This window comes from Ciceribacter azotifigens (assembly GCF_048159625.1).
GTDB classification, from domain to species: Bacteria; Pseudomonadota; Alphaproteobacteria; order Rhizobiales; family Rhizobiaceae; genus Allorhizobium; species Allorhizobium azotifigens.
The window spans coordinates 89,538-116,507 of the sequence record NZ_JBLQTA010000016.1 but is presented as its reverse complement, the minus strand read 5'-3'; the positions used below and the strand labels follow the sequence as shown (position 1 = coordinate 116,507).

Genomic DNA, 26,970 nt, shown 5'->3' with positions numbered 1-26,970 from the left:
TTCCTACCGCAATACAGTTGCCAGCCGCGCGATGTCCATCGCGCGCGGAGACTCTTTGGGCGCAACGGCAAGGAAAGAGTCTCTTCGGCTCGCGGACGCTCGCCCGCTGGTTCCCGGCTCAAGGCCGGGATGACGGAGTGAGGTGCTCGAGCCTCACGCAAACAGCGCGTCCGTCACCCGCACGTCGCCGACATGCAGGCCGTTCCAGTTGCGCATGGAATGGTTCGCCATGCCAATCAGGGCTGCCTCTTCCGCGCTATCCTTGTCGAACTGGCGGGCGAGCAGGGCCGCGACCATCGCCTCGGCGGCGCGGCTCGTTCCGTCCTCGCACTTGACGGCGATCGAGACGCCCGTCTCCGGGATCAGCGCGCAGAACACGCCCTCCGCCCCGGTCTTGGCGAAGATCCGGCCCGGCGCGACTTCCATCAGCTTCGTGCAGAAGCGCTTGGTGCCGGCGACATAGAAGGGCTCGGCCATGCACGCCTCGATCAGCCGGCGCGAGGCTGCGGCGCGGGCGGCGCCGAGGCCCCTGCCCGTCGCCATCTTCGAAAAACCGTGGGCGAGCGAGACGAGCGGCACGGCATAGGTCGGGATCGAGCAGCCGTCGGTGCCGCAATTGTCGCGGCCGAGCGGCGCGCCGGTCAGGTCCGCCATGACGGCGCGGATTTCCGCCTGCAGCGGATGGTCGTAGCCGACATAGCCCTTCGGATCGAAACCCATGTGGCACGAGGCGCAGACGAAGCCCGAATGCTTGCCGGAACAGTTGTTGTGAAGCGCGGTCGGCCTCTCCAGCGTGCGGGCCTGATGGATGAGGGTCGCCTGGTCGAAGGACCAGTGGGCGCCGCATTCGAGCGTCTCGACGCTGCGCCCGGCCTTGGCGAGCATGGCGGCCGCCGTCTCGACATGGGCATCCTCGCCGGAATGGGAGGAGCAGGCGAGCGCCAGTTCGCGATTGCCGAAACCATAGGCGTCGGCCGCGCCGCTCTCGACGAGCGGCAGCGCCTGCATCGCCTTGCAGGCCGAACGGGGGAAGGTCGGCGCCTCGATATCGCCCACCGCGGTGATCACGCCGCCATCGCCATCGACCACGACGGCGATGCCGCGATGGCGGCTTTCGACGATGTTTCCGCGGGTGACTTCGACGGTGACGGGGTTCGACATGGCAGATCTCGATCCTGTTTCGACTGCCGTCGTTGATAGACTATCCGCCTCCGTGATGCACCGGGAGAGACTGACGCCCCGAACAAAAAAGGACCGCACGAGGCGGTCCTTCCATGAGTTTGGTCCGGAGAAGGACCCGGATCGGCGTATCGCCGCTCCGATCAAAGCTCGGATCAGGCCGAGGGCTGCCCCGTCGTGACCGACGCCTTGACCAAGCCCTTCACGCAAACCGAAATCTCACTAGACATCGGATCACCTCCCTTCGTTACGTTGACGTTGGACTGAAGATAGGAGCGGAACCGCGGCGTTACAAGCACAGATGCTAAAATAGACGCTCCGCCCTCACGGACGGTGGAACGGTGCGGCGCGCGGCGGATCGGCGGGGACGTCGATATGGTCGGGCGAGAGCCCCACCCTCGCCCGCGCCGCCATCATCTCGTAGCCGCGTTCGAGATGGCGGGTGAAGCGCTCGCCGTCGAAGAGCGGACGCACGAAACGCCCGGCATCGAGGCGCTGGCGAAAGCCGGCCAGGGCATAGGGATCGCGGGCGAGCGTGACTGCGGTATCGACGAAGGCGCGGTCGTCTTCGGCGACGAGTTCCGGCAGGCCGGCGGCGAGAAGGAGGCTCGCCGACGTCCGCGCGGCGAAGGACCGCCCGCGGACGGTGACGAGCGGCAGCCCGGCCCAGAGCAGGTCGGCGATCGTCGCACCGCCGTTGAAGGGAAGCGTGTCGAGCCCGAGATCGGCAAGCGGCAGGCGGTCGATATGGGCGGCACCCGGCTTGCGCTCGGCGAAGAAGACGCGCTGACGCGCAACGCCCTGCGCCTCCAGCGCGGCGAGCAGGTTGCGTCTTGCCAGCGGCAGCGGACAAAGAACCCAGAGAACCGAATCCGGCACCGCCCGCAGCACCTCGGCCCAGAGGGAGAGCGTGCGCGCAGTGATCTTGTAGGGCGCGTTGAAGGCGCCGAAGACGAAGGCGTCCTCGGGCAGGCCGGCATCCTCCCGCTCCATGAAGACCGGCAGCGGCCGCGCCCGCCAGTCGTTCGCCTGGTAGGTCTCCGGCAGGCGGCAAAGCTTTTCGCCGTAGAAGGGCTTGCTCGTGTCCGGTGTCACCACCGGATCGGTGATCGCGTAGTCGAGATCGACGCCGGTGACGCTGCCCGGATAGCCGAGATAGGTCGCCTTCACCGGGGCGCGGCAGAGATTGACGATGCCGAGGCGGGCACCCATCGTGTGCCCCTTGAGGTCGACGAGGATGTCGATCCGCTCGGCGTCGATGCGTTCGGCAGCCGCGGCGTCGCTGAGCTCGCCGACAGGGATCACCGCCCGGCGCAGGTGCTCCGGCCACTCCCCCTGCTTCGCGGCGACATGGGGTTCGGTATAGGAGAAGAGGCGAAGATCGAAACGCTCCGGATCGTGCGAGGCCATCGTCTGCAGGAAGAGCGTCATCATCGGATGACAGTAGAAATCGTTGGAGAGATAGCCGATGCGGATCTTTTCACCGGGCGGGGAAAAGGGCCGACGCCTGCCGTGTCCGGCGGAGGGGCGCGTCACGGCATAGCCCGCCGTCTCCAGCGAGGGACGTGCATTGAGCGCCTCGTCCTCGCTCCAGATCAGCCGGCTGAGCGCCAGTTCGCGGGCAAGCAGACCGGCCGAAAACGGGGCGTCCGGCTCCTTCATCAGCGCCTCGTGCCGGGCCATGACGGCGAAATCGAGCACCTCCCGGGCGACGGCGAAGCGGGAGGTGTTGAGGAACCAGTCCCACGGGCTCGCCTTCAGGCCCTCATCGAGTTCATAGCAGAGTTCCTCGAAGCGGCCTGTCAGCCGGTGATGGTTGATGACGAGGGCGAGATGGCGGTCGATCCGGCGATCGAGGCGGTCGAGCAGCGGCTCCATCTCCTGCAGCCGGCCGCGGCTGAAGAAGGCGCTCGCCACCGCGAAGGCGAGCTCGCGGTCCTCCGGATTGAGGCCGACCGCGCGTGTGCCGACCGGAAGGATGCTGTCCGTCGCGCCTTCTGCGGCATAGATTGTGACTGCACGTTTCAGGCATTCCGCCGCGGTCGGAGCGTCCGACACCTCCGCCGCCCGGACGTAGGCGTCGGCCGCCTCGACGCGCTCGCCCATCTTCAGGCGGATGTCGCCTATCAGGCGAAGCAGCGACCCGTCCCGCCCGTCCGATGCGGCGAGCGCCTCACCGGCCTTCGCAAGGGCCGAGCGGAGCCGCCCCGCCTCGAACTCGCGAACCGCCTGTGAGAATGCCTCCGTCATGCGTCACCGCTCCCTGTGCCATGGCTCCCGGTGTCATGCCCGACACTCCCCCGCCTGCGCGAAGGCGTCAAGCACTCGTCTGCAACGGCATCGTTGCAGCCATGTCGGAAGACGACCGATTTCGGACCGGATCAGGGGAGCTTGAGGATGATCTTGCCGATGTGCCGGCTCGATTCCATCAGCCGGTGCGCCTCGATTACGTCGGCGAACGGCAGCACGCTGTGGATCACCGGGGCGACGGTGCCGGCCTCGAGCAGTGGCCAGACCTCGGCGACGAGCTCGTCGCGGATGCCGCGCTTCTCCTCGGCCGTGCGCGGGCGCATGGTCGAGCCGGTGATCGTCAGGCGTTTCACCATGATCGGGGTGAGGTCGAGCCTTTCGACCGTGGAGCCGCCGAGGAAGGCGATGATCGACAGGCAGCCGTCCTTGGCGAGGCAAGCGAGGTTCTTCTCGAAGTAGCGCGCCCCGATCATGTCGAGGATCGTGTCCACGCCGCGCTTGCCGGTCTCGGTGCGGATCACCTCGACGAAATCCTCCTCGCGGTAGTTGATGGCGCGCCTCGCGCCGAGCCGCACGCAGGCCTCGCACTTTTCCACCGATCCGGCGGTCGCGAAGACCTCGGCGCCGAAGGCCTTGGCGAGCTGGATCGCCGTCGTGCCGATACCGCTGGTGCCGCCGTGGATGAGCACCGTCTCGCCTTCGGTGAGGCCGGCCATCTGGAAGAGGTTCGCCCAGACGGTGAAGAAGGTTTCGGGAAGTGCGGCGGCCTGCACCGCGTCGAAGCCCGTGGGCCAGGGCAGCGCCTGTCCGGCGGGCACGGCGCAATATTCGGCATAGCCGCCGCCATTGGCGAGCGCGCAGACCTTGTCGCCGATCTCGTACTCCTTGACGCCGTGGCCGAGCGCCACCACCTCGCCGGCGATCTCCAGCCCGAGCACGGGGCTTGCACCCTTCGGCGGCGGATAGATGCCCTGCCGCTGGGCGACGTCAGGCCGGTTGACGCCGGCCGCCTCGACACGGACCAGTATCTCGCCCGGCCCGAGGCTCGGCAGCGCCGAGGAACCCAGCACCATTACCTCCGGCGGGCCATAGGAGGGCAGATCGACAAAACACATCGATGCGGGCAGCGTCATGGCGGCAACTCCTCTTTGCTCTTATCAGAGATGGCATAGAGTAGCACGCCTGTGGTGAAAAGGAGGCTCATTGCCGCGGGAGGCGACAAGCCGCACACGAACGACGTGCATCAGCCGCCGTGACCGCCGAAAACCTCGACGGCAAGGCCGCTTTCGCTCTCCTTGGCCCGCTTCTTGATACCGGCGATCTCGGCGCTGACGCGCTGGATATCCTCGATGACGAGGTCCGCCGGCAGTTCGAGCACGCCGATCGAGCAGCGCATCAGCGGGAAGTCGCGCTCCCTGCCCTGCCGGTCGTGGCCGCGGACCATGCCGGCCGCCCGGTCCTCCGCCGAATAGAGTTCGGCGACATCGACATGAAAATCTGAGAGCAGCCGGTCGAGGATTTCGGTCAGCTCCTCGCGCGTCCAGTCGCGGACGCCGATGAAGAAATCGTCGCCGCCGACATGGCCGAGGAAATCGCCTTCGGAGAAGAAGTAGCGGCGCAGCAGCGCGGCAAACAGCGTGATCGCATGGTCGCCGAGATGGAAGCCGTAGTGATCGTTGAAGGGCTTGAAGTTGTCGAAGTCGCAGTAGCAGAGGTGGCGGACGTCGTCGCCGTCGCGGGCGGCATCCTGCATGAAGTCGCGGATCGCGCGGTTGCCGGGAAGCCCGGTCAGCGGGTTCTGGTCCTGGGCGATCTGTAGCTGCTTCTCGTTGATGACGCGGATCAGCGAGGCGGCCGAGACGACGCCGGCATAGCGCATGTTCTCGGTGAGGATGACGCAGTCCGAGCCTTCCATGTTGGCGAAGGTCGACATCAGCCGCTCGGCGTCGGCGTCGAGGCCGACCACCGGCGCACGCTCGACGAAATTGGCGACGGAACGCTCGTAGACCTTGTTCTTCAGGAGGTCGCGGCCGAAGGGCCGGTAGATGAACTCCTTGAGCGGCGCCTCGCAGATGATGCCGCGCGGCTCGTTGTTGGCGTTCAGCACCGGAAAGAAGGACTGCTGCGGATTGCGCCGGAAGAGATCGAAGACGCTGTCGATGCCCTCGTGTTCGTAGACGGTCGGCAGAAGCTCGATCTGCCGGCGGATGAGGATTTCGTCGAGCGACTGGCTGCTGCGGCGGCTCTTGCCGACATCCTGCAGGTGGTGGAAGGAAGGCTTGAGCTCGGCAAGCAGGGTGGACGGCCGGGCGATGTACCAGCCCTGGACGAGGTCGACGCCGAATTCACGGCAGGCGAGGAACTCGCCCTCCGTCTCGATGCCTTCGGCAATCACCCGTACACCGAGCACGTGGGAGAAGCTGACGATGTTGCGGACGAGGTGGCGCTTGCGCGGGTTCTCGTCGAGGCCGGCAATGAAATGGCGGTCGATCTTCACGTAGTCGATCGGGAAATCGCAGAGGAGCTTCATCTCGCCGTGGCCGACGCCGAAGTCGTCGATCGCAAGCTTGAAGCCGGAGCGGCGCATGCGCGCCACGAGTTCGGCGAATTGCGGGACGCTGGTATTGTCGAAGCGTTCGGAAAGCTCGAAGCAGACGGAGGACGGCGGGATGCTGGCCTTGCGCAGGTGCTCCAGCAGCGTATCGAGCAACTGGTCGCCGTGCGGGATCAGCCGGACGTCGAGATTGAGGAAAAGCGTGTGGCCGGCGAAATTCGGCACCGCCGAGAACTTTGCCAGCGCCCGGCTTGCGACCATCTGCTCGAAGGCGAGGAGATCGCCCGCGCTTTCCGCCTGGTCGAGCATTTCGAGCGGCGAGTTGAAGCCGAGGCGCTCATGGCCGCGCATCAGGCTCTCATAGCCGAAGACCTCCCCGGTGCCGATCTCCACGATCGGCTGCAGCGCATTCTCGACCACCAGCTTGGCAAGCGTCAGCAGCTGGTCACTGGCGAAACGGCGCACATTCCCCGCTTCCGCGGCAGCGCTGGCGTTCATGTGAGATTTCTCCGAGCAAAGCCTTGTTCTTTTGGCCGGAAGGCTCGGGGAAATTCGTCAAGAAACCCTTTCCCGAAGATGACAATTGGATGAAACTTTAATGGCGGTCAGGCGCGGATCGCCAGCGCCAGCGCGATCATCGACCAGCCCTGCATCAGAAGGTCAACGGCGAGGAAGAGGCCGAGCACCCAGAGGCTGTTCACCGGCCAGCCCATGGCGATGGCAAAGCCGGCGAGGATGGTCACCGCACCGCTGAAGGCGAGCCAGCCCCAGCCACTCGTGCCCTTGAGCTTGAGCCCCGCCCAGAGGCGGAAGATGCCCGCAGCGATCAGTGCCAGGCCGATCAGCAGGGTGAGCACGGCGGATGCCAGAAGCGGGTTCTGGAAGGTCATGATGCCGGCGAGCGTATAGAGAACGCCGCTCAGCGCCCAGAAGAGCACGGCCTCCCAGCCCTTCACCTGGAAGGCGTGGATGAGATGCATGACGCCGCCCAACAGCATCAGCGCGCCGATGTAGTAGACCGAGACGACGGTCGCGAGGAAGAGGTTGGCGAGCGCGAGGGCTCCGAGGATCAGCGTGATCACGCCGAGGGCGAGAAGCCAGCCCCACTTGTCGCGCAAGGCGGAGAAACGGACAGGCCCGAGATCTTCAATCATGGCAGCACCCTCCTTTGTCGTAGGGACGATAACACCGGGCGCGGGCAAAGTCATTGAAAGAGTTGCGGGACCGGGCTGCGTACAACCGGCAGGACGGGCGCGGCGTGCCGCCCTCCCCCGGCTCCGGTGGCCGCTCCTCCCGGCGACGAGATTTTTATTGATTGATCAGTCAATCAAAAATAAAGTCGCCGAAATTCTGGAGAGAACAATGCCCAAGGTCGGAATGGAGCCGGTGCGCCGCAAGGCACTCGTCGACGCGGCGCTCCGGGCGATCGGCCACCATGGATCGCTTGCCGTGACCATGTCGGAGATCGCCCGCGAGGCCGGCGTGTCGCCGGCGCTCGCGCACCACTATTTCGGCAGCAAGGACCAGCTGCTGATCGCGACGATCCGCAACCTCCTGCAGGCGCTCCATCGCGATGCGGCCGAGGCACTCCGGCGCGCGCAAACGCCGCGCGAGCGGGTCTCGGCGGTGATCCGGGTCAGCTTCCACGCCGACCAGTTCGCCCCCGAGACGGTCGCCGCCTGGCTCGCCTTCTATTCCGAGGCGCAGCGTTCGGAAGAGGTGCGGCGACTGCTTGCGCTCTACGCACGGCGGCTCCACTCCAACCTGATGTCGGGCCTTCTGCCGCTCTGCCCTGCCGATGACGCAAGCCGCATCGCCGACGGCGCGGCGGCGATGATCGACGGGCTCTACATCCGGCAATCTCTGAAAGCCGCCCCCCTTTCGATCGAAGCGTCCGTCGCGCTCGTCGAGGACTATGTGGCGGGGCAGCTCGCTTCCCGGCCTCCCCTCGAGGAGGAGGGTCGGACCGCAGGTCCGGGGTGGGGTGAGCGATGAGCGCCGCGACGACGAGATTGACGATCANGGGCTCTACATCCGGCAATCTCTGAAAGCCGCCCCCCTTTCGATCGAAGCGTCCGTCGCGCTCGTCGAGGACTATGTGGCGGGGCAGCTCGCTTCCCGGCCTCCCCTCGAGGAGGAGGGTCGGACCGCAGGTCCGGGGTGGGGTGAGCGATGAGCGCCGCGACGACGAGATTGACGATCACCCCCACCCGCCGCTTTGCGGCGACCTCCCCCCTCAAGGGGGAGGTGCAAGTCACCACCCCGTCAGGAGACAGGACATGAAAGCCCAACCGCAAGCCTCCCACTTCATCGACGGGGAATACGTCGAGGATACCGACGGCACCGTCATCGAGAGCATCTATCCGGCGACCGGCGAGGTGATCGCAAGGCTGCACGCGGCGACGCCGGCGATCGTCGAAAAGGCAATCGCCTCAGCCAAGCGCGCGCAGAAGGAATGGGCGTCGTGGAGCCCGACGGCACGCGGGCGCGTCTTGAAGAAGGCCGCCGAGATCATGCGGGAGCGGAACCGCGAGCTCTCCGAGCTCGAAACGCTCGACACCGGCAAGCCGATCCAGGAAACGATCGTCGCCGACCCGACCTCGGGTGCCGACAGCTTCGAGTTCTTCGGCGGCATCGCCGCAACCGCGCTGAACGGCAGCCAGATCCCCCTCGGCTCCGACTGGGCCTATACCAAGCGGGTGCCGCTCGGTGTGGTCGTCGGCATCGGCGCCTGGAACTATCCCCAGCAGATCGCCTGCTGGAAGGGGGCCCCGGCGCTCGCCGCCGGCAATGCCATGGTGTTCAAGCCGTCGGAAGTGACCCCGCTAGGCGCCTTGAAGATCGCCGAAATCCTGATCGAGGCGGGCCTGCCCAAGGGCGTCTACAACGTCATCCAGGGTGACCGCGACACCGGTCCGCTGCTCGTTTCGCATCCGGACGTCGCCAAGGTGTCGCTGACCGGCTCGGTTCCGACCGGCCGCAAGGTGGCGGGGGCGGCTGCCTCGCAGCTGAAACACGTCACCATGGAACTCGGCGGCAAGTCGCCGCTGATCATCTTCGACGACGCCGACGTGGAAAGCGCGATCTCCGGCGCCATGCTCGCCAACTTCTATTCGACCGGCCAGGTCTGCTCGAACGGCACCCGCGTCTTCGTGCACAGGGCAATCAAGGCCAAGTTCCTCGCCCGGCTCAAGGAACGCACCGAGGCGATCGCGATCGGCGATCCGCAGGACGAGGCGACGCAGATGGGGCCGCTCGTTTCCTGGGCGCAGCGCGAGAAGGTTCTCGGCTACATCGCCAAGGGCAAGGCCGAGGGCGCGACCCTCGTCACCGGCGGCGGCATTCCGAACAACGTCTCCGGCGAAGGTTATTTCGTTCAGCCGACCGTGTTCGCCGACGTCACCGACGAGATGGCGATCGCCCGCGAAGAGATCTTCGGGCCTGTCATGTGCGTGCTCGATTTCGACGACGAGGCGGATGTGATCGCGCGGGCCAATGCCAGCGAATTCGGCCTCGCCGGCGGCGTCTTCACCGCCGACATCTCGCGTGCCCACCGGGTGGTCGACGAACTCGAAGCCGGGACGCTGTGGATCAACACCTACAATCTCTGCCCGGTCGAGATCCCGTTCGGCGGATCCAAGCAATCCGGCTTCGGCCGCGAGAACTCGGCCGCAGCGCTTGAGCATTATTCCGAGCTCAAGACCGTCTACGTCGGCATGGGTAAATGCGAGGCGCCGTATTGAGGTACGAGAAGACGCGCCAACCGATCAGCGAGGCTTGCGCCGTTCGAGACATTCTCCGAGGGGACGATCAGGATGCTTTGTCTTGAACGGATGAGAAGCCTTCTTGTCTGCGTTCGCCAGGCGGGCGTCCAGCGCATCCGGCTGGTCATCATCCACCGTCTCAATCGCGACCTTGGCGGCATGACGTGCCCGCCGGTTCGACTGCGCCTTGAAGAGTGGAATATTCTTGCGGCGCGACTTGTTGTTCTCGCCGTAGGCGTCCCGGCAATCGCGCTCCAAAGAGAGAGTTTTGTCGCGCTGTGGCGATCTGGCTTCACGAGACTTCTGTTCACCCATTGTCGGCACTCCAACCCATCTTGGAATCGTAGATCGTCAAACCCTACCAGGTCAACTCCGTCCGCCTCTGCCCTGACGCCCTTCCGAGGAGTCAGCGTCTGATGCAAAACGCAGACTTCATCATCGGCTACGGCTCAGTCGAAATGCCGCTCCCATTTTTCTCGCTGCCGACGCCTCCATTCAAAAAGGAGGAAGCCGCAGGCTCCAAAGGCAATCGCGCAGAAGGTCAGATTGATTCCAAACACGTCATGGACAACGATGGCCCAAAGCAAGCCGAAGGCAATATAGAGCTTGCGCTTCTGATTGATGCGCATCCGATAGAATGGCAAGCGCACATCGCGGCGGTCACGGTAGATGCTCAGGCCGTCGGCTGCCTGCTCTCGACGTCGCGACGCCTCGCTCTCGGCGGCCTTGATACTCAGCAAGCGATTGGTGAGCTTGCTGGTGAAGCTCTTTTTGGCCATCCGTCCCTTTCCAACCTCCATCTCGAGTCTCACCAAGCAACTCTCGGTCTCACCTCATGACAGACAGCGCCGCCTTCAGACAATCGAGCGACAGTCTGATGATTGTTGCGTCACCGTGTGCCCTTCCAAGTGACGAAAGTCACCAAGGCAGCGGTCACCACATAGTAGGTGTGCAGGATTTTGCCGGCCATATAGACCAAGAGACGGCAGGCGACAGCCAGCCAGATGAAGAAAAGCAAGCCGGACACGCGGCCAGCCAGCACACCAAGCAGAACGAATGCACAGATCACCGCGGCGGCGCGAAGGCTCTTGCCGAATCCCCGGCGTATCTCTCGCGAGAACTCGTTCCAGAAGTCATGCACAAACGTGCTTCTGGCCGGCGCAGCATTCCGCCTGCGCTTTTCCTCGCCAGCCAGCCGGGCATGCTCGACCACGCTCAACTTTCGCACCATCCTCTCGTGAAAGCCATTCGTGGCCATGCAATTTGCCCATCGGTCATTGTCGTCTCACGGCGAGAGAACGCGTTGCTGGAAGCGAAATCAACCGATACGTGCGAATTGACAACACAAACTTCAACCATGCTTAAAAGAGCTTGAGCGGGCCAACACCATGCAAAACGCAGATTACATCATCATCGGCTCCGGTTCGGCCGGCTCGGCGCTCGCCTACCGCCTGTCGGAGGACGGCAAGCACACCGTGCTGGTGCTAGAATACGGCGGGTCGGATGCCGGGCCGTTCATCCAGATGCCGGCGGCGCTCGCCTGGCCGATGAGCATGAAGCGCTACAACTGGGGTTATCTCTCCGAGCCCGAACCGAACCTCAACAACCGGCGCATCACCGCGCCGCGCGGCAAGGTGATCGGCGGCTCGTCCTCGATCAACGGCATGGTCTATGTGCGCGGATCGGCGGAAGACTTCACCCGCTGGGAAGAGTCCGGCGCCAAGGGCTGGGGCTATGCGGACGTCCTGCCCTACTTCAAGCGCATGGAGCATTCGCACGGCGGCCAGGAGGGCTGGCGCGGCACCGACGGACCGCTGCACGTGCAGCGCGGACCGGTGAAGAACCCGCTGTTCAAGGCCTTCGTCGAGGCGGGCCGGCAGGCGGGCTTCGAGGTGACGGACGACTATAACGGCGAGAAGCAGGAAGGCTTCGGCCTGATGGAGCAGACCATCTGGAAGTCACGCCGCTGGTCCGCCGCCAATGCCTATCTCAAACCTGCGCTGAAGCGGCCGAACGTCGAGCTGGTGCGCTGCTTCGCCCGAAGGGTGGTCATCGAGAACGGCCGCGCGGTCGGCGTCGAGATCGAGCGCGCCGGCAAGATCGAGGTGGTGCGCGCCAACCGCGAGGTGATCGTCTCGGCCTCCGCCTTCAACTCGCCGAAGCTGCTGATGCTCTCCGGCATCGGCCCGGCGACGCATCTGAAGGAAATGGGGATCGAGGTCGTCGCCGACCGTCCCGGCGTCGGCGCCAACCTGATGGACCACATGGAGTTCTATTTCCAGCAGGTCTCGACGAAGCCGGTCACGCTCTATTCCTGGCTGCCCTGGTTCTGGCAGGGGGTTGCGGGCGCGCAATGGCTCTTTTCCGGCACCGGGCTCGGCGCCTCGAACCAGTTCGAGAGCTGCGCCTTCGTGCGCTCGGCACCGGGCGTGAAGCAGCCGGACATCCAGTTCCACTTCCTCCCCGTCGCCATTTCCTATGATGGCAAGGCGGCGGCGAACAGCCACGGCTTCCAGGTGCATGTCGGATACAACCACTCGAAGTCGCGCGGCGCGGTGACGCTCCGCTCGCCCGATCCGATGGACGATCCGGTGATCCGCTTCAACTACATGAGCACCGAGGAAGACTGGGTGAAGTTCCGCCACTGCGTGCGGTTGACCCGCGAAATCTTCGGGCAGAAGGCGTTCGACGACTATCGCGGTCCGGAAATCCAGCCGGGTGCGCACGTGCAGACGGACGATCAGATCGACGCCTTCCTGCGCGAGCATCTGGAAAGCGCCTACCATCCGTGCGGCACGAACAAGATGGGATCGAAGGACGATCCGATGTCGGTCGTCGACTCCGAATGCCGGGTGATCGGCGTCGAGGGCCTGCGCGTCGCCGATAGCTCGATCTTCCCGGACATTACCTACGGCAACCTCAACGGTCCCTCGATCATGACCGGCGAGAAGGCGTCCGACCACATTCTCGGCAAGCAGCCGCTGCCGCGGTCGAACCAAGAGCCGTGGATCAATCCGCGCTGGGAAACGAGCGACCGCTGACCGGTCGCGGAGCGCCCGCGAGGCGCTCCGGGTCTCAAAGGTCGAGTTCGACCCAGAGTGCGGCATGATCGGAGGCGGCGAGCTTCCAGCTGGTGATGCCGGGAAAGGAGCTCTCGGCGCCGCCGGTGATCTCATCGAGCCCGGCGATGCCGCGGCGCTCGAGGCCCGCCCGCTTCACCAGCGGCTTCAGCGCGTCGGAGACGAGGATGTAGTCGATCGCGTTGCGCTCGTGCTTCTTGCCGTAATAGTAGGTCCAGCGATCGTCCTGAGGCCAGTCGAGAACGTCGAGGACGTTGGTGAGTTCCGGGGCGGCGAGAAGCGGCTCCAGCGGACCGCTGTCGGGCTCGTCGTTGAAGTCGCCGGCGACCAGCACGAGGTCCTTCGAGAGGTCGTAGCGGGTCTTGAGGATCTGCGCGACCTCCTTCGCCTGGCGCATGCGCTTGCGGTCCGAGACCGCCGGCGTCGCGTCCTTGGCCTTGAAATGGTTGACCAGGACGAAGAGCGACCGCCCGTCGATGTCGATCTCCACTTCGAGGCAGTCGCGGGAGAAGATGATCCATTCGGAATCCCGCGCGAAGACGTTGGTCTTGGCCGTCCTGATCGGATAGAGGGCGCGGCTTGCAAGCGCCACGTCGATGCCGCGCGGATCGTTGCCGTCGACGACGATCTTGTCCTTGAACCACGAGTTCAGGATGTCGGTGTTGAACCGCGCCAGCGTGCCGGCGCTCTCGACCTCGACGAAGCACTGGATGTCCGGCTCGACCTCCTTGATGACCTTGCCGGTGAACCGGATCTGCTCCTCGCTGAAGCGCTCGCGTTCGAGGTCGACGAAGCCGTCCCAGTCCTCCCGCCCCTTGGCGATCAGCTTGCCGTCGGCCGTCAGGATGTTGTTGCCGACCCGCGAGGAGCGGATGTTGATCGTCACGTAATCCTTGAGTTCGAGGTAGAGTGTTCGGATTTCGTCGGCATACGGACGATAGTTGCGCATGTCGAGCAGTTCGGAAAACCGGTTGACGCGTCTCAGTATCTCCGCCGCCTTGGCGTGGTCCGCCATATTGAGAACCTTCGGACGCGAGAACAGATTTTCGACATTGAACGTACTGACGACAACCATGGTGCTCTTCCCCTACCTTGTCACAAATACCCCTGCGCGCCTACCAGAGCACAACCAAAGCGGAAATATAACCCCAAGATTCCGGTAGTAGTTGTTGCATCGGCAAAGCGTCGCGGAGGCAGAGATCCGCGCCGCGACGAACGTGCTTGTGCCTCTTCACGGAAGCAGCCCGCCGCGGCCTCGCCGCCTTCTCCTATCTGGTGGTGATCGCGATCCAGGTGCGGGTGAAGCCGGAAAGCGCCGGCCATGCCGCGCGCATTGCCTGGGCAGAGCGGGTGCCGGCGCTCGTGGCCTCGGCGAAGGACGGCCTCGACCGCAGGTCGCTGCTCGCCTGCTTCAAGGATACGGCGGTTTCGTCCGGCATGATCTTGCTGGTGTGAGGCCCTTCCCGCCGGCCGTCAGCGAAACAGCTTCCAGTGCTGCAGGCGGAAGCGGATCTCGCCGCCCACCACGACCTGGGCCTCCAGCGGCACCTCGATCTCGATGTGGTGGCCCGTGCCGTCGGTGGAGATATCGACCTCGGCAATGCGGGTGCCGGCGAGACGCCGGCTGGCGATGACCCGCCCCCGGAGTGCGTCGCCGTCCTCGGCGACCTCGACGTCCTGCGGGCGGAAGAAGATGCTGCCGTCGCCGTCCGGCCCGTCGTCACTGATGCCGATCCGCTTGCCCTCGAAGAGCACGGCGCCATCCCTCACCGAGACCGGCAGGCTGGAGGAATCGCCGATGAAGGAGAAGACGAAGGGGCTGTTCGGGCGGTCATAGACGTCGTCGGCGGTGCCGACCTGCTCGATCGTCCCCTGGCTCATCACCACCACGCGGTCGGCGAGTTCGAGCGCCTCCTCCTGGTCGTGGGTCACGAAGAAGGTGGTGTGGCCGGTGCGGTCGTGGAACTCCTTCAGCCAGCGGCGCAGCTCCTTGCGCACCTTGGCGTCGAGCGCGCCAAAGGGCTCGTCGAGAAGCAGGACGGTCGGCTCGATCGCCATGGCGCGGGCGAGCGCCACGCGCTGGCGCTGGCCGCCGGAAAGCTGGGCGGGATAACGCTTTTCCAGCCCGCTCAGATGCACCATGTCGAGGAGGTCGGAGACGCGACGGCGGATTTCGGCCGCCGGCGGGCGGGTGGCGCCCGGACGCACCTTGAGCCCGAAGGCGACGTTTTCGGCGACCGTCATGTGGCGGAAAAGCGCGTAGTGCTGGAAGACGAAGCCGATATGGCGCTCCTGCACGCTCTTCAGCGAAGCATCCTCGTCGCCGAAGAAGATCCGGCCCGCGGTCGGCTGTTCGAGCCCGGCGATCAGGCGCAGGAGCGTCGTCTTGCCGGAGCCGGAGGGGCCGAGGAGTGCGATCAGCTCGCCGGCGCCGACGGAAAGCGAAACGTCGTGCAGCGCCGGAAACTGACCGAATTCCTTGCGGATATTGGTGATGGTGACTTCCATGCACTGGGGCCTTTCAATGTTTGCGGCTGGCTGCGATCTCCTCGCCGTAGTGCAGCTCCAGAATGGTCTTGAGCGCGAGCGTGACGAGGGCGAGCAGGGCGAGAAGCGTCGAGACGGCGAAGGCCGCGACAAAATTGTATTCGTTGTAGAGGACCTCGATGTGGAGCGGCATGGTCTCGGTCAGTCCGCGGACGTGGCCGGAGACGACCGAGACGGCGCCGAACTCGCCCATCGCGCGGGCATTGCAGAGGAGCACGCCGTAGAGCAGGCCCCACTTGATGTTCGGGAGCGTCACATAGCGGAAGGTCTGCCAGCCGGTGGCGCCGAGCGAGATCGCCGCCTCCTCGTCGCCGGCGCCCTGCTGTTCCATCAGCGGGATCAGTTCGCGCGCGATGAACGGGAAGGTGACGAAGACGGTGGCGAGCACGATGCCCGGTACGGCGAAGATGATCTCGACGCCGTGGCTTTTGAGCCAGGGTCCCATGAGGCTCTGGGAACCGAAGAGAAGCACGTAGACGAGGCCGGAGATGACCGGCGAGATCGAGAACGGCAGGTCGATCAGCGTGGTCAGGAAGGCCTTGCCGCGGAATTCGAACTTGGCGATCGCCCAGGCGGCGGCAATGCCGAAGACGAGGTTGAGCGGCACGGCGATCGCCGCGACGGTGAGCGTCAGCTGGATCGCCGAGAGCGCGTCGGGCTCGGCAAGCGCTGCGATGAACTCGGACGTGCCCTTGCGGAAGGCCTCGACGAAGACGAGGACGAGCGGCAGCAGGACGACGAGCGCCATGAAGGCGACGGCGATCAGCGTCAGGGTGAAGCGCCAGCCGGCGGTCTCGCTGGCCGCCTCGTGGAAGGAAGTGCGGGCTTCTGCGGCTTCAGCGGACATTGGTGTACCTCCGGCGGCTCCACATCTGCAGAAGATTGATCAGCAGCAGCATGACGAAGGAGATGATCAGCATGATGCAGGCGATCGAGGTGGCGCCGGCATAGTTGAACTCCTCCAGCCGGATGACGATCAGGAGCGGCGCGATTTCCGAAACATAGGGGATGTTGCCGGCGATGAAAATGACAGAGCCGTATTCGCCGACAGCGCGTGCGAAGGCGAGTGCGAAACCGGTGAGGATCGCCGGCACGAGACCGGGCAGAATGACGCGTGAGACCGTCTGGAATCGGTTCGCACCGAGGGTCGCGGCGACCTCCTCGACCTCGCGGTCGATCTCCTGCATGACCGGCTGGACGGTGCGCACGACGAAAGGCAGGCCGACGAAGACGAGCGCCACGACGATGCCGAGCGGCGTGAAGGCGATCTTGATGCCGAGCGGCGCAAACAGCGAACCGATCCAGCCCTTCGGCGCATAGAGCGCGGCGAGCGAGATGCCGGCGACCGCCGTCGGCAGAGCGAAGGGCAGGTCGATGATCGCATCGAGCAGGCGGCGGCCGGGAAATTCGTAGCGCACCAGCACCCAGGCGGTGACGACACCGAAGACGGCGTTGATCGACGCGGCGATGAGCGAGCAGCCGAAGCTCACCTTCAGCGCCTGCAGCGTGCGCTCGTCGAGGGCGATGGCGACGAATTCGTCCCAGCCGAGCGAGGCCGAGCGCCAGACGAGCGCGGCGAGCGGGATCAGGATGATCGCCGTCAGGTAAAAGATCGTATAGCCGAGCGTCAGGCCGAATCCCGGCAGAATGCTCGGCTGTCGCCAGTTCTTCATGAATGTTCCCGCCATCGCCCCGTCGCGTCTTCTATCATGCCTTCAAATCATCCGTCGGCAAGCCCCGGCCTTTTGCAGGCCGGGGCTTGCCGAGGGGGGAGGATCGCCGGTTATCTGGCGGGCTTGTAGATCTGGTCGAAGATACCGCCGTCACCGAAGTGAGCGGGCTGCGCCTTGGCCCAGCCACCGAAGATCGGGTCGTCGATCGTGACGAGATCGAGCTTCGGCAAGGTCGGCTGGTCGGCGGGCACGAGTTCCGGCTTCGACGGGCGGTAGAAGTGCTTGGCGGCGAGCGTCTGGCCCTCCGGCGAGTAGAGGTATTCGAGATAGGCCTCGGCCTGCTTGCGGGTGCCCTTGGCGTCGACATTGCCGTCGATGACGGTGACCGGGGGCTCGGCGAGGATCGAGAGCTTCGGCACGACGATGTCGAAGGCGTCGTCACCGAATTCCTTGCCGGCGAGATAGGCCTCGTTTTCCCAGGCAATCAGCACGTCACCGATCTCGCGCTGGGCAAAGGTGACGGTCGAACCGCGAGCGCCGGTATCGAGGACGGGCGTGCGGTGGAAGATCTCGGCGACATATTCCTTGATCTTCGCCTCGTCGCCACCGAATTCCTTGTGGGCCCAGGCCCAGGCGGCGAGATAGTTCCAGCGGGCGCCGCCCGAGGTCTTCGGGTTCGGGGTGACGATCTGGACGTCGCCCTTCACCAGGTCGCCCCAGTCGTGAATGCCCTTCGGATTGCCCTTGCGGACGAGGAAGACGATCGTCGAGGTATAGGGCGCGGAATTGTTCGGCAGGCGGCTGCGCCAGTCGGCCGGGATCTTGCCGGTGTTCTTGGCAATCGCGTCGATGTCGCTTTCGAGCGCCAGCGTCACGACATCGGCGTCGAGACCGTCGATCACCGCGCGGGCCTGCTTGCCCGATCCGCCGTGCGACTGCTGGACGGTGACGTCCTCGCCGGTCTCTGCCTTCCAGTGCTTGGCGAAGGCGGCGTTGTACTCCTTGTAGAACTCACGCGTCGGATCATAGGAGACATTCAGCAGCTTCGTGTCGGCGAAGGCCGGGCCGATCATGCCCGTGGTCAGCGACAGGCCGATCAGAAAACCGCTCAGATGTTTCAGGAATGTCGTCATTACAGCCGTCCCTTTCTTGTCGTTGTGCGTTAACACTACCTACCCGGTCGACTTAGTCAACATGACCGCAGACAGACGCAAAAGTCTTTCCCACGCGGCATTTCCGACGCAAAAGCCGCACTGCCGAAAGCTGCCTGCGGGTGACAAACCGTCCGCCGGAAGCGCTTTCTGCAGAATGGTTAAAGAATGCCACCGGCGTTCGGCCGAACGCAATGACGGGAATCAAGGGGAAATTCACGGGTGGCGACGGAGCAGTGCCGTCCGCCGGCGTCAGACGGCTTCGGCCGTCTCCTCGATGCTCACGCCGTCGGCGAGCGTGGCCTCGAACAGGATGCGGCGGGTGGCGTCCGCCACATGCGCGAAGACCCGGCGGATCTCGCAGTCGGCCTCGCCGTTGCAGTCCTCGCATTTGCGGTAGGCGGTGATCGACAGGCATGGCAGCGGCGCGATCGGTCCGTCGATCAGCCGCAGGACTTCGCCGTAGGTGACTTCGGCGGCCGGCTTCAGCAGCAGGTAGCCGCCCTGTTTGCCGCGACGGCTGACGACGATGCCGCTGCGCTTCAGCTCGAGCAGGATCTGTTCGAGAAACTTTTTCGGGATCGCCTGCTGCTCGGCGATGTCGGAGATCTGCACGGGCTCGCCGGCCGGCGCGCGCGCCAAAACAGACAGCGCCCTCAGCGCATATTTCGCCCTTTGCGAGATCATCGCGTGCCGCTTCCCGTCATCCGCATCCGGCCGCATCGTCGTTCCGGAATCTCCGGCGTCACGGTCCTCGCGGTCACTAAACCACAACGCCGCAAAATACAATTTCGCCATCAAGATTTGTCAGACCGGGCGAACGGAGCGATGATGCCGCCGAGCGGCGGCTTTTCTGCGGATCGCGCCGTGCAGAGAGATATTTACTCCCGCCTGCGCGTCATTCGAAACGCGTGTTTCTGTCAGCGCCGGTGATTTCCTGAGATACTGCCGGCAATAAGAACAGCAGGATTGCGAGATGACGACCCGCCATCAGGAAGACCAAGCCCGCAGCCTCGACCAGGAACTCGCCGCCCTCGACCTCGCCGGGCGGCTTGCGCTCGTCGGGCAGCTGGGCAGCCGCGCCGTCTTCACGACGAGCCTCGGCATCGAGGACCAGGTGATCACCGCCGTGATCGGCACCGAGCGTCTGCCGATCGAGGTTTCGACGCTCGAGACCGGCCGGCTCTTTCCCGAGACGGTGGCGCTGATCGCCGAGACGGAAGAGCGCTTCGGCATCGAGATCAGGCGCTTCCATCCCGAACAGGCCGATGTAGACGCCTATGCGGAGAAATACGGCCTCAACGGATTTTACGAGAGCGTCGAGGCACGCCACGCCTGCTGTCACGTCCGCAAGCTGAAGCCGCTCGCCCGTGCGCTCGAAGGGGCCGCCGTCTGGGTGACCGGGCTTCGCCGCGGCCAGTCCGGCAATCGTGCGACGACACCGTTTGCTGAATACGACGCCGAGCGCAACCTCATCAAGGTCAACCCCCTCGCCGACTGGTCGATCGAAGAGATCAACGCCTTCGTCGAGGCCGAGGCGGTGCCGGTCAATCCGCTGCATGCGCGCGGCTATCCCTCGATCGGCTGCGAGCCTTGCACCCGGGCGATCAAGCCCGGCGAGAGCGAACGCGCCGGCCGCTGGTGGTGGGAAAACGACGAGAAGCGCGAATGCGGGCTGCATGTGCCGGAAGCGGCTTCGTCTTCGGTGCCGGCCTGAAGCAAGACCCGAGACTTTACCCCCTCTGTCGCTTCGCGACATCTCCCCCACAAGGGGGGAGAGCAGAGCGCCAGATGCCGCCACATCCTCCCGCCGGCATGGGCGAGACGGACGTAGTGAGCGCTCTCCCCCCTTGTGGGGGAGATGCCGGCAGGCAGAGGGGGTGCCACGAAATGCCATCGCTGATGGTGACAAAGGCAGATAGAGAGATGCACGTACACACATCCGAGTTCGATCCGCATTCGAAGGACCCCGTCACCAAGCCGCCGCTCGATCCGCACCTGAAGGCGCTGGAGAACGAGGCGATCCATATCTTCCGCGAGGTCGCGGCGGAGTTCGAAAAGCCGGTCATGCTCTATTCGATCGGCAAGGATTCCTCCGTCCTGCTGCATCTTGCCCGCAAGGCCTTCTATCCCGGCCGCGTGCCCTTCCCGCTGCTGCACGTCAATACCGGCTGGAAGTTCGCGGAAATGATCGCCTTCCGCGACGAGATGGTGGAGCGCTACGATCTCGACCTGATCGAGCACATCAATCCGCGTGGTGCGGCCGAAGGCATCACGCCCTTCAGCCACGGCTCGGCGCTCTATACCGACATCATGAAGACCGAGGCGCTGCGCCAGGCGCTCGACGCCGGCAAGTTCGACGCGGCCTTCGGCGGCGCGCGGCGCGATGAGGAAGCCTCCCGCGCCAAGGAGCGCATCTATTCCTTCCGCACGCCGGATCATCGCTGGGACCCGCGCAACCAGCGGCCCGAGCTCTGGAACCTTTATAACGGCATGATCCGCCGCGGCGAGAGCGTGCGCGCCTTCCCGCTCTCCAACTGGACCGAGGTCGACATCTGGCGCTACATCCAGGCGGAAAACATCCCGCTCGTGCCGCTCTACTTCGCCAAGAAGCGCCCCTTCGTGGAGCGCGACGGCATGATGATCCTCGCTGAGGACCCGCGCCTCGAACTGCTGCCCGGCGAAGTCCGCCAGGAGGGCATGATCCGTTTCCGCACGCTCGGCTGCTTCCCGCTGACGGGCGCCATCCGCAGCCACGCGACCACGCTGGAAGACGTGATCGCCGAGCTTGAAATCGCAACCGTGTCCGAGCGCCAGGGCCGGGCCATCGACCGCGACCAGTCGGGATCGATGGAAAAGAAGAAACGCGAAGGATATTTCTGAGATGACCGCAAGCGCCATCGCAACCGCCACCGCCTCCGCCCTTCCCGAGATCCATCCAGGGGCCGTCCGGCGCGATTCGCGTCCGCTGCGCCTCATCACCTGCGGCTCGGTCGACGACGGCAAGTCGACGCTGATCGGCCGGCTGCTATGGGACACCAAGGCGGTCAAGGAAGACCAGGCGGCGACACTCCACCGCGACAGCGGCAAGCAGAACGACCTCGGCCTGCCCGACTTCGCGCTGCTTCTCGACGGCCTGCAGGCCGAGCGCGAACAGGGGATCACCATCGACGTCGCCTATCGCTATTTTTCCTCGGAGAAGCGCTCATTCATCGTCGCCGACACCCCCGGCCACGAACAGTATACCCGCAACATGGCGACCGGCGCCTCGACCGCCGACCTCGCCATCCTGCTGGTCGACGCCCGCGCCGGCCTCCTCGAACAGACCCGCCGGCACGCCACCATCGCCTCGCTGATGGGCATCAGGCAGTTCGTCCTGGCGGTCAACAAGATCGACCTCACCAACTACGACAAGGCCGGGTTCGAGCAGATCGCCCACGACTTCAAGGCGCTGGCGCTCTCGCTCGGCGTGCGTCAGGTGACGGCGATCCCGATGTCGGCGCTCAAAGGCGAGAACGTCGTCTATTCCGGCCAGGCAGTGATGCCCTGGTATGACGGCCCGACGCTGATCGAGACGCTCGAGCTGGCAACGCAGCGCTCCAACCAGACGACCGGCTTTCGCCTTCCGGTGCAGCGCGTCTGCCGTCCCGGCGAAAGCTTCCGCGGCTATCAGGGCACGGTTGCCGGCGGTTCGGTGAAGCCCGGCGACAGCGTCGCGATCCTGCCGTCCGGCCAGGTCGCCAATGTCAAGCAGATCGTCACCTTCGACCTCGTGCGCAATGCCGCGGTCTCGGGCGATGCGATCACGCTCGTGCTCGACCGCCAGGTCGACGTCTCGCGCGGCGACCTGATCGTCTCGGTCGACGCACAGCCGCAGACCGGGCTCGCCTTCGACGCCCAGCTCGTTGCGCTGCAGCCGGAAGGCATCCAGCCGGGCAAGCGCTACTGGCTGAAATCGGGTTCGCGCCGCCAGCGCGTGCAGGTGCAGCCGGTGAGCCAGCTCGACCTCCACAGCGGCAAGTGGAAGCCGGCCGAAAGCCTGTCGATGAACGCCATCGGCAAGGTACACCTCGCCTTCGACGAGATGGCGATGTTCGACCCCTACGAGCAGAACCGCGCGACCGGCGCCTTCATCCTGATCGATCCCGACACCAACAACACGGTGGCCGGCGGCATGATCACGGCGAAGCGTGCCGATCTCTCCGGCCTCAATGCCGGCGAGGCCCGCGTGATCCTGTCGCTGCCGGCGGATCTCGCCGACCAGCTGATGGCGACCGAGCTTCTCGCAAGCCGCCGCGACGAGGTCGAAAGCCGCCGGCTGACGACCGCCGCTGCCCGCGATCTGATCGACGGCATCGACGGCTGATCTCTCCCCGAACGTGCGCGTTCCTCCTACCCGCCCCTCACCGGGCGGGCTTTTTTTTTCGGCAAGTGGTTGTGACGGCTACGCGGCCCGCGGCATCCGGTAATGCAGCCGGACGCAACCGCGGTCCATCGCCTTCGCACTGACAAGCTCCAGGCTCGCGCGAAAACCGGTGAGCGGGAAAAGCGGCTGGCCGCCGCCGATCAGTTCCGGCATCACATAGATCTCGATCTCGTCCAGGGCGCCACGCTCGATGAACGACATCTGGAGCTGCCCCCCGCCGAGCATCCAGACATCGCCGTCGTCCAGTGCACGGAGTTCCGCGATGAGCTCGTCGACGTCGCTGCGGACGGTGAGCGGCCCTTTCGGATCGTCGATCGGCCGCGAGGTGACGACGATCACCCGTTGCTCGGAATAGGGCCAGGGCGAAGGTTCGCTGGCGAGGAAGTCATAGGTCTTCCGCCCCATGACGACGGTGCGGATGCGCTTCAGGAAGAGCGTGTAATCGTGTTCCCCGAGGTCCATGCCGTCATACTTGTAGAGCCAGTCGAGGCTGTCGTCTCCCGAGACGATCATGCCGTCGAGACTGGTCGCGATGTATCCGAGGATTCTGGCCATATCTGCCCTCTTGATTTATAAACGAACGTACATTTATAAATAACCATGGCCAGACACAAGTCCATTCCCGACGAGCACGTGCTCGACCGTCTCTTCGAGGTGATCGCCGAAACCGGCCCCGACGGGCTGACCTTCGCGAAGAGTGCAGCGGCATGCGGGCTCTCCCCCGCCTCTCTCGTGCAACGCTACGGCAACCGGGAACGGCTGGTCGAAGCGATCCTGCTGCGCGCCTGGGACAGGCTCGACGCCGAAACGGCGGCCGCGGATGCCGAGGAAGCGGTGACACCGCAGGGTGCCGTGGATTTCCTCATGCGTCTGATGCCTCCAGAATCGGCCGAGCGCGACGCGACCGACGGGCTCCTGCTGCTCAGGGAAGACATCCGCAATCCCAAACTCCGCGCCCGCGGCGCTGCCTGGGGTCATGCGGTTGCCGAAGCGCTCGGCCGTCGCCTCTCCGAAGATCGGGAGAAGGGCCGGCGACTGGGCTGGCAGATGGCCGCCGTGTGGCAGGGCGCCCATACCTGGTGGGCTTTCACGCGCACGGAGCCCGCGGAACACGCCATCCGGCGGATGCTGACCGAGTGGCTCGAGCGGCTCTGACGCCGCGGCGACCTGCGGTCACGCGCTGATCGATCGCGGCGGGATTTCAAGAGATTTTTTGTCCGGCGAGGTCACAAACGGCAGGGCTCGCTCGTCATGGGGGCATAACTCCTGAAACATAGGGAAAGCCCTCATGACCCAGCTCGCCTCACTCCTTCTCCTCAAGACTGTGCTTCTCTCCGGGCTCGCCCTCTGGCTCTCGGTCGTCGTCGTCAACAACCTGACCGCCTTCCGGGGCGGCGTCTTTTCCGTCGGCTCAATGATGGCGATGCAACTCTTCGACCAGGCCCCGGCGATCAGCACGCCGCTCCTCTCCCGCCGCGTCACCTCCGAAGGCTGGCACCGGCTGGTCTACGGCTTCGTCGTCACCGTGGAGTTCGTCGTCGCGCTCTTGCTCGTCTACGCCGCCCTCGCCTCGCTCGCGGCATTCCTCGGCTATGCGGATGCGACGGCCGCCGTCGGATACGCCAACCTCGCGCTTGCGGGCTTCGTGGCGATGGGCCTCATCATGCTCGTCGGCGGCGCGTGGTTTGCCTATTACATCCGGCAGGAGGGCGCGCAGATCACCCATTTCGCGCTGATCGGCCTCGGCCTCGCCGCCGGCCTCGTCATCAACATCCCGACCCCGTGATGGGGCCGGATCGACAACGCGCCGGCTCGGGCGGGACGGGAATAAAGCCCGCTGCCAAAACGGAAAAAGCCCGCGGGGTTCGCGGGCTTTCTCCTCCTCTGCGCAGCCCCGGGGGCGTTGGGGCGCGCTGCTCGCCTCAGAGCTGAGCGAGTTCCTTCTCGATCTTTTCCTGGGCCTTCTTCGGCGCCTTGACGCTCTTGATCTGGTCGACATTGGCCGGGGCGTCACCCACGACGACCACGGCGACCATGCCCATGCTGAAATGCGGGTTGCACTTGATCACGTAGGCGCCCGGCACGGTGAAGGTGGCCTTGACCGTCTCGTTGATCTTGCCCTTGAACGCCTCGGCACCAGCCGGGATCATGTCCTTGACCGTCTCGGCATTGTGGCCTTTGTCGGTGGGGATGAAGGTGACGGTGTCTCCGGGCGCGACCTTGGTCAGCGCGGGTTCGAACACCATGACACCGTCCTTGCCCTTGTTGAGCATGTGGACCTCGAAATCGGCGGCGAGAGCGGGGGTGCCGAAGGCGGTCAGCAGGGCGGCGCCGATGAGATACTTGGTAACGGAATGCATGTCATTCTCCTTGTTGTCAGGACATCCGGCGGTGGGTGCCGTTGCCCTCTCCTTAGGCCGGAGGCGCACCTCCATCTTTGACATAACGCAAATTAGATTCATTCGGGATGAATCTTTTACGGCATAAGGAAAAAGGGGCCTGCGCTATTTGTCGCGGCCTTCCGCGAGCTGCGCCAGTTTCTGCGGATCGAGTACCACGAGGCGCTGGCGGCCACCCTCGACGAGGCCGCGGGACTCCCAGCCGCTCAGGATGCGGGACACCGTGTGCAGCGTCGTTCCCGTCATCTCGGCGATGTCCTGGCGGGAGATCTGGAAGTCGATGCGGATGCCGGCGCCCTCCGGCTTTCCGGCCCGCTTCGTGAGCCGCAACACCGTGTGGGCGACCCGGCGCTCGACCTCCTCGGTCGACATTTCCCGCAGGCGGGTGTGCGCTTCCTCGAGCCTTTCGCCGATCGTCTGCATGGCACTGACCGCCAGCCCGGGATTCTGTTCCACGAAAACCGGCCAGAGTTCGGTCGCCCAGGCGAGCACGATCGATTCCGCGGCGGCGATCGCGGTGCCCGGATAGTCGCTCCGCCTGAGCGCCTTGGCGAAGCCGAAGAGATCGCCGGGATGGACCACCCTGACGATGATCTGCTGGCCGTCCGGGGTGACCTGCATCACCTTGAGCCTTCCGTGCAGCAGCAGATAGAAATGGGTCGCAGCATCGCCCTGCTCGAACACCGACTCTCCTTGCGGGACGCGGCGGGAGTTGGCGAAGGCGAGAAGCTTGTCCAGGTCCCCATCACCCATCTTCTCGAAGAGCGAAAGCGACCTGACGAGTGTCCGGTCTATGGCAGCCACGGTATCCTCGAACGGTGGACGACTTTCGACCGTTATACCCGCATCGAGAAAGGGGGCAAACCCAAGACGGCGATTTTCGGAGTCTTCTTCTCCGGTTTTCAACGCCTTTGCGACACGGTGCCGTGGGCGCTTTGTCGCAGGGCGAGAACGGGAGGGCCGCACAGCGCGGATCAGCTTTCGAAAGCCGTTCCGCGGGTCAGCGCCCTGAGGAGCGGCGCATACCAGCGGCCGTCGCGAACGAGGCGGAAGCCGAGATTGTCGGGCGGTGTGCCGACCGAGCAGCCGCCGCTCTTCGGATCGCGGATGAAGGAGCTCATCGGCGCGCGGTGTTTGCCTTCGGTTAGATAGATGCCGCAGGCGCTGACCTCGCTGAGCACCTTGCCGTCGCCGTCAACATTGACGCGCGTGTCGCAGGTCGCCGTCCATTCCCAGACATTGCCGGCGAGGTCGGCGACGCCGAACTCGTTCTCGCCGAAAGTGCCGAGCGGCTGGGCGACCGGATTGCGGGCCGCCTTGCGGGCGGCTTCCCGCTCGTAGTCGGCAATCCAGCGCAGGGCCGGATTGCGGCTGTCCGCATCGACGCCGAGCGCGTCGTCGGAACCGCGCGAGCCGGCGGCAAAAGCCCATTGCTCGGCGGTCGGCAGGCGCCAGACGCTGCCGGTCCTCTCCGAAAGCCAGCGGGCATAGGCGACAGCATCGTCATAGCTGATACCCGTCGCCGGCACGTCCCCCGTCGGCGTCTCGGCCTTCGGGTCGGTCGCCGCGCAGGCGCCGTCCATGACGCAGCGCGCGTAATCGGCGGCGGTGACCTGGTATTTCATGATTTCCAGCGGTGCATCGGCGGTTGCGGTCACCATCGGTGCGTCGACGGCAAAACCGTTGCGCAGGTAATCGACGGGGCTGCGGTAGCTGAAGGTTCGCGGCGCGACGACCACCGTCTCGGGCGCGGCAATGCCGACGGCTGCCGGATCGTTGCCGATGATGCCGGAGCGCACGCCGACGGCCGAGACGAGCGCGGCGAGGAGGAGCGCAGGGGCAAGGAGGGAAGCGGCGGCGGAGACGGAGGGTTTGTGAAGTGTCGTTGCCATGATCCTGTCCTTTCCACCCGCCGCGGAGGAAATCCCGCGGCAGGCTGTCGTCGCG

At 65.2% G+C, this 26,970-nt stretch carries 27 protein-coding genes and 1 pseudogene; 10 read left to right on the top strand and 18 right to left on the bottom strand.

Annotated features, from left to right (window positions below; genetic code table 11):
* Positions 1-153: 153 nt before the first annotated feature.
* The 5 genes from ACM6UT_RS19390 to ACM6UT_RS19370 form a co-directional block, all read right to left on the bottom strand.
* Positions 154-1,161 (bottom strand): asparaginase, encoded by a 1,008-nt coding sequence (locus tag ACM6UT_RS19390; RefSeq protein WP_416798988.1) that lies wholly within the window; start codon positions 1,159-1,161, stop codon positions 154-156.
* Positions 1,162-1,503: 342 nt separating this feature from the next.
* Positions 1,504-3,429: an O-linked N-acetylglucosamine transferase, SPINDLY family protein gene (locus ACM6UT_RS19385; protein WP_416798987.1), complete on the bottom strand. Its 1,926-nt coding sequence runs from the start codon at positions 3,427-3,429 to the stop codon at positions 1,504-1,506.
* A 131-nt stretch (positions 3,430-3,560) separates the two neighbouring features.
* Positions 3,561-4,562 (bottom strand): NAD(P)H-quinone oxidoreductase, encoded by a 1,002-nt coding sequence (locus ACM6UT_RS19380; protein WP_416798986.1) that lies wholly within the window; start codon positions 4,560-4,562, stop codon positions 3,561-3,563.
* A 110-nt stretch (positions 4,563-4,672) separates the two neighbouring features.
* Positions 4,673-6,481 carry an EAL domain-containing protein gene (locus ACM6UT_RS19375; protein WP_416798985.1) on the bottom strand — a complete coding sequence of 603 codons (1,809 nt, stop codon included), beginning with the start codon at positions 6,479-6,481 and terminating at the stop codon, positions 4,673-4,675.
* 107 nt (positions 6,482-6,588) lie between these two features.
* Positions 6,589-7,137, bottom strand: coding sequence for an HdeD family acid-resistance protein (locus ACM6UT_RS19370; protein ID WP_416798984.1), 549 nt, complete (start codon positions 7,135-7,137; stop codon positions 6,589-6,591).
* A gap of 208 nt (positions 7,138-7,345) precedes the next feature.
* On the opposite strand from ACM6UT_RS19370, the gene betI reads away from it, so the two are divergent.
* The 3 genes and pseudogenes from betI (at position 7,346) to betB (ending at position 9,726) form a co-directional block, all read left to right on the top strand.
* Positions 7,346-7,978 carry a transcriptional regulator BetI gene (gene betI / locus ACM6UT_RS19365; RefSeq protein WP_416798983.1) on the top strand — a complete coding sequence of 211 codons (633 nt, stop codon included), beginning with the start codon at positions 7,346-7,348 and terminating at the stop codon, positions 7,976-7,978.
* Between the two features lie 28 nt (positions 7,979-8,006).
* Positions 8,007-8,159: pseudogene (locus tag ACM6UT_RS19360) on the top strand (transcriptional regulator BetI); the annotation flags it as partial.
* 103 nt (positions 8,160-8,262) lie between these two features.
* Positions 8,263-9,726 carry a betaine-aldehyde dehydrogenase gene (betB, locus tag ACM6UT_RS19355; protein WP_416798982.1) on the top strand — a complete coding sequence of 488 codons (1,464 nt, stop codon included), beginning with the start codon at positions 8,263-8,265 and terminating at the stop codon, positions 9,724-9,726.
* 24 nt (positions 9,727-9,750) lie between these two features.
* On the opposite strand, the gene ACM6UT_RS19350 is transcribed toward betB, so the two are convergent.
* The 3 genes from ACM6UT_RS19350 to ACM6UT_RS19340 all read right to left on the bottom strand — a co-directional run bounded on the left by ACM6UT_RS19350 (position 9,751) and on the right by ACM6UT_RS19340 (position 11,005).
* A complete protein-coding gene (locus ACM6UT_RS19350) occupies positions 9,751-10,062 on the bottom strand; it encodes a hypothetical protein (protein WP_416798981.1) in 312 nt (103 codons plus the stop codon).
* A 134-nt stretch (positions 10,063-10,196) separates the two neighbouring features.
* Positions 10,197-10,526, bottom strand: coding sequence for a hypothetical protein (locus ACM6UT_RS19345; RefSeq protein ID WP_416798980.1), 330 nt, complete (start codon positions 10,524-10,526; stop codon positions 10,197-10,199).
* A 110-nt stretch (positions 10,527-10,636) separates the two neighbouring features.
* On the bottom strand, positions 10,637-11,005 hold the full coding sequence (locus tag ACM6UT_RS19340; RefSeq protein ID WP_416798979.1) for a hypothetical protein: 369 nt from the start codon (positions 11,003-11,005) through the stop codon (positions 10,637-10,639).
* Positions 11,006-11,135: 130 nt separating this feature from the next.
* Here ACM6UT_RS19340 and betA point away from each other — a divergent pair, with 130 nt between their 5' ends.
* Positions 11,136-12,788, top strand: coding sequence for a choline dehydrogenase (gene betA, locus ACM6UT_RS19335; protein ID WP_416798978.1), 1,653 nt, complete (start codon positions 11,136-11,138; stop codon positions 12,786-12,788).
* Between the two features lie 34 nt (positions 12,789-12,822).
* Here the strand turns inward: betA and ACM6UT_RS19330 are convergent, their stop codons facing one another.
* Positions 12,823-13,902, bottom strand: a complete 1,080-nt coding sequence (locus ACM6UT_RS19330) for an endonuclease/exonuclease/phosphatase family protein (RefSeq protein ID WP_416798977.1) — start codon at positions 13,900-13,902, stop codon at positions 12,823-12,825.
* 146 nt (positions 13,903-14,048) lie between these two features.
* On the opposite strand from ACM6UT_RS19330, the gene ACM6UT_RS19325 reads away from it, so the two are divergent.
* Positions 14,049-14,282, top strand: coding sequence for a hypothetical protein (locus tag ACM6UT_RS19325; protein WP_416798976.1), 234 nt, complete (start codon positions 14,049-14,051; stop codon positions 14,280-14,282).
* Positions 14,283-14,300: 18 nt separating this feature from the next.
* On the opposite strand, the gene ACM6UT_RS19320 is transcribed toward ACM6UT_RS19325, so the two are convergent.
* From ACM6UT_RS19320 to ACM6UT_RS19300, 5 genes are all read right to left on the bottom strand, one after another.
* Positions 14,301-15,335, bottom strand: a complete 1,035-nt coding sequence (locus ACM6UT_RS19320) for a sulfate/molybdate ABC transporter ATP-binding protein (protein ID WP_416798975.1) — start codon at positions 15,333-15,335, stop codon at positions 14,301-14,303.
* A gap of 13 nt (positions 15,336-15,348) precedes the next feature.
* Positions 15,349-16,221 (bottom strand): sulfate ABC transporter permease subunit CysW, encoded by an 873-nt coding sequence (gene cysW / locus ACM6UT_RS19315; RefSeq protein WP_416798974.1) that lies wholly within the window; start codon positions 16,219-16,221, stop codon positions 15,349-15,351.
* Complete coding sequence (cysT, locus tag ACM6UT_RS19310) at positions 16,211-17,047, bottom strand: sulfate ABC transporter permease subunit CysT (protein ID WP_416798973.1); 837 nt, start codon at positions 17,045-17,047, stop codon at positions 16,211-16,213. The genes cysW and cysT overlap by 11 nt, the downstream gene beginning before the upstream one ends.
* Positions 17,048-17,157: 110 nt before the next feature.
* Positions 17,158-18,180 (bottom strand): sulfate ABC transporter substrate-binding protein, encoded by a 1,023-nt coding sequence (locus ACM6UT_RS19305; protein ID WP_416798972.1) that lies wholly within the window; start codon positions 18,178-18,180, stop codon positions 17,158-17,160.
* A 270-nt stretch (positions 18,181-18,450) separates the two neighbouring features.
* Positions 18,451-18,885: an RrF2 family transcriptional regulator gene (locus tag ACM6UT_RS19300; protein WP_416798992.1), complete on the bottom strand. Its 435-nt coding sequence runs from the start codon at positions 18,883-18,885 to the stop codon at positions 18,451-18,453.
* A 289-nt stretch (positions 18,886-19,174) separates the two neighbouring features.
* Between ACM6UT_RS19300 and ACM6UT_RS19295 the strand changes: the two genes are divergently transcribed.
* From ACM6UT_RS19295 to cysN, 3 genes are all read left to right on the top strand, one after another.
* Positions 19,175-19,915, top strand: coding sequence for a phosphoadenylyl-sulfate reductase (locus ACM6UT_RS19295; protein ID WP_416798971.1), 741 nt, complete (start codon positions 19,175-19,177; stop codon positions 19,913-19,915).
* A 209-nt stretch (positions 19,916-20,124) separates the two neighbouring features.
* Positions 20,125-21,081: a sulfate adenylyltransferase subunit CysD gene (gene cysD, locus ACM6UT_RS19290; RefSeq protein WP_416798970.1), complete on the top strand. Its 957-nt coding sequence runs from the start codon at positions 20,125-20,127 to the stop codon at positions 21,079-21,081.
* 1 nt (position 21,082) lies between these two features.
* Positions 21,083-22,564, top strand: a complete 1,482-nt coding sequence (cysN, locus tag ACM6UT_RS19285; RefSeq protein ID WP_416798969.1) for a sulfate adenylyltransferase subunit CysN — start codon at positions 21,083-21,085, stop codon at positions 22,562-22,564.
* Between the two features lie 78 nt (positions 22,565-22,642).
* Here the strand turns inward: cysN and ACM6UT_RS19280 are convergent, their stop codons facing one another.
* Positions 22,643-23,179 (bottom strand): dihydrofolate reductase family protein, encoded by a 537-nt coding sequence (locus tag ACM6UT_RS19280; RefSeq protein ID WP_416798968.1) that lies wholly within the window; start codon positions 23,177-23,179, stop codon positions 22,643-22,645.
* 45 nt (positions 23,180-23,224) lie between these two features.
* Between ACM6UT_RS19280 and ACM6UT_RS19275 the strand changes: the two genes are divergently transcribed.
* Together ACM6UT_RS19275 and ACM6UT_RS19270 are read left to right on the top strand one after the other, a co-directional pair.
* Positions 23,225-23,779 (top strand): TetR family transcriptional regulator, encoded by a 555-nt coding sequence (locus ACM6UT_RS19275; RefSeq protein WP_416798967.1) that lies wholly within the window; start codon positions 23,225-23,227, stop codon positions 23,777-23,779.
* Between the two features lie 133 nt (positions 23,780-23,912).
* Positions 23,913-24,410 carry a DUF2165 family protein gene (locus ACM6UT_RS19270; RefSeq protein WP_416798966.1) on the top strand — a complete coding sequence of 166 codons (498 nt, stop codon included), beginning with the start codon at positions 23,913-23,915 and terminating at the stop codon, positions 24,408-24,410.
* A 136-nt stretch (positions 24,411-24,546) separates the two neighbouring features.
* On the opposite strand, the gene ACM6UT_RS19265 is transcribed toward ACM6UT_RS19270, so the two are convergent.
* The 3 genes from ACM6UT_RS19265 to ACM6UT_RS19255 form a co-directional block, all read right to left on the bottom strand.
* Positions 24,547-24,984, bottom strand: coding sequence for a pseudoazurin (locus tag ACM6UT_RS19265; protein ID WP_416798965.1), 438 nt, complete (start codon positions 24,982-24,984; stop codon positions 24,547-24,549).
* A gap of 144 nt (positions 24,985-25,128) precedes the next feature.
* On the bottom strand, positions 25,129-25,827 hold the full coding sequence (locus tag ACM6UT_RS19260) for a Crp/Fnr family transcriptional regulator (protein ID WP_416798964.1): 699 nt from the start codon (positions 25,825-25,827) through the stop codon (positions 25,129-25,131).
* A 170-nt stretch (positions 25,828-25,997) separates the two neighbouring features.
* Positions 25,998-26,915: an SUMF1/EgtB/PvdO family nonheme iron enzyme gene (locus ACM6UT_RS19255; RefSeq protein ID WP_416798963.1), complete on the bottom strand. Its 918-nt coding sequence runs from the start codon at positions 26,913-26,915 to the stop codon at positions 25,998-26,000.
* Between the last annotated feature and the right edge of the window lie 55 nt (positions 26,916-26,970).